This is a genomic window from Microcoleus sp. Pol12B4, assembly GCF_036701385.1.
In the GTDB taxonomy this organism is placed as follows: Bacteria; Cyanobacteriota; Cyanobacteriia; order Cyanobacteriales; family Microcoleaceae; genus Microcoleus.
In genome coordinates this window covers 1-1,541 of sequence record NZ_JAUBQR010000434.1, presented here as the reverse complement: position 1 = coordinate 1,541, position 1,541 = coordinate 1, and the positions used below count along the sequence as shown (strand labels likewise).

1 protein-coding gene is annotated in these 1,541 nt (G+C 47.8%); it reads left to right on the top strand.

What is annotated here, in order from left to right; translation table 11 throughout:
- Positions 1-1,541, top strand: a 1,541-nt coding sequence (locus tag QUA38_RS28835; protein WP_333167927.1) for a GAF domain-containing protein, incomplete at both ends; no start/stop codon positions are given.

Sequence of the window (1,541 nt, the reverse complement as noted above, 5' to 3'; positions counted from 1 at the left end):
GACTTGGAAACAACTTTGCGCTCGGTCATGGATCAAGCTCGCGACTTGATGCAGGCCGATCGCAGCACGCTATTTTTATTAAATCGGGAAACTAACGAACTCTGGACAAAAGTCGCCAAGGCCGACGGCAAAACGATGGTAGATCTCCGCATTCCTGCTAATAAGGGAATTGCTGGCTACGTGGCTTCGACTGGTCAACCTCTAAATATTACAGATGCTTACGACGATCCCCGCTTTGACCCCTCTACTGACAGGCAAACGGGATACCGCACTCGCACTGTCTTGTGTATGCCGGTGCATAACGCTAAAGGTGAGCTCATCGGGGTGACTCAGCTAATTAATAAGAACCAAGGTACTTTCACGCCTTCCGACGAAGAGTTTTTGCGAGCGTTTAATTCCCAAGCGGGAATGGCGTTGCAAAATTCTCAACTGTTTCAGAACGTAATGGTGGAAAAGCAGTATCAGAAAGATATGCTGCAAAGTCTTTCTGATGCAGTGATTTCCACGGATTTGAAGGGACGAGTTGTGACTATTAACGAAGCAGCCCTAGAATTATTGGGCTGTCCGGTAAATCAAGCTAAAAGCAAACACAATCCCGATATTTGGGAAGATAAACTGGTGAATCGCTATGTTTGGGAAGTTGTGCCGATAGAGAATTTGCAATTTCGACTAGAAGACAGTCTCAAAACTGCTGCCAGACATTACGTTCCCGAACAAAGTTTAACTGTGGGGCTGTTGGTAGAAAAAACGCTCCATTCCCCACAAAAAGAAGGAGAAGAAGGAGAAGAAGAAAGTTATATTTTGGCCGTGCCCGATCGCACTGATCCTAATTTATATTACGCTTGGGGCGAAAACAGCGCGTGGACTGAGGAAGTAGCGCTGGCAGAATTAGCTAATGCCCAATCTCTATTTGCGCTGCGAAATTCTGCCCTTTATCACCCTTATTGTCCGCTGCCCATCCCCGCCTCTCGAATTAAAGTAATTGAACGTAGTTTGAATTTGACTGTCAACCCGTTAATCAATCCAGAAGGCGGCGTGCGCGGCGGTTTAGTGGTACTCGAAGACATCAGCCGCGAAAAGCGGATGAAAAATACGATGTACCGCTACCTGACTCCTGGGGTCGTAGATAAAGTGATGGCTTTGGGTGAAGGCGCCCTGATGGTGGGCGAACGCAAAGAAGTGACTATTTTATTTTCCGACATTCGCGGCTACACCACCCTGACAGAAAATTTGGGAGCGTCCGATGTGGTATCCCTGCTGAATGAATATTTTGAGACGATGGTGGAGGCCGTTATCCACTACGAAGGCATTTTAGACAAGTTTATTGGCGATGCTTTAATGGCGGTTTTCGGCGCGCCCCTGCCGCTGAATCCCCCGGAAAGCCACGGTTGGATGGCGGTTCAGTCGGCTTTAGATATGCGCCGCCGTTTGAAAGAGTTTAATGATTCTCGCCCCGGTGCAGAGCCGTTTCGCTTCGGAATTGGGATTAGTTCCGGAGAAGTAGTTTCGGGAAATATTGGTTCTCAAAAGCGAATGGATTA